The sequence below is a fragment of the Cypionkella sinensis genome, from assembly GCF_042646385.1.
In the GTDB taxonomy this organism is placed as follows: domain Bacteria; phylum Pseudomonadota; class Alphaproteobacteria; order Rhodobacterales; family Rhodobacteraceae; genus Cypionkella; species Cypionkella sinensis.
This window is the reverse complement of the sequence record NZ_JBHRTO010000005.1, coordinates 1-543: the sequence shown is the minus strand read 5'-3', so window position 1 is coordinate 543 and position 543 is coordinate 1. Positions and strand designations below refer to the sequence as shown.

The window sequence follows — 543 nt, the reverse complement described above, 5'->3', positions numbered from 1 at the left end:
CAGCCATCATTTAAAGAAAGCGTAATAGCTCACTGATCGAGTCGTCCTGCGCGGAAGATGTAACGGGGCTAAGCCAGTTACCGAAGCTGCGGATTTGCAATTTATTGCAAGTGGTAGGAGAGCGTTCTGTAAGCCTGTGAAGGTGTCTGGTAACGGATGCTGGAGGTATCAGAAGTGCGAATGCTGACATGAGTAGCGTTAAAGGGGGTGAAAAGCCCCCTCGCCGTAAGCGCAAGGTTTCCTACGCAACGTTCATCGGCGTAGGGTAAGTCGGCCCCTAAGGTGAGGCAGAGATGCGTAACTGATGGGAAACAGGTCAATATTCCTGTACCGATATGTAGTGCGATGTGGGGACGGAGAAGGTTAGGTTAGCGTGCTGTTGGATATGCACGTTTAAGTTGGTAGGTGGGGTGCTTAGGCAAATCCGGGCGCTTATTAACACCGAGAAATGATGACGAGGCCTCAAGGGGCTGAAGTAACTGATACCACACTTCCAGGAAAAGCCACTAAGCTTCAGGCTTTATTAAACCGTACTGAAAACCG

Annotated in this window: 1 rRNA gene; it reads left to right on the top strand. The window is 50.1% G+C overall.

Annotated features, from left to right (window positions below):
• Positions 1-543: ribosomal RNA gene (locus ACFOGH_RS20080) — 23S ribosomal RNA — on the top strand; the annotation flags it as partial.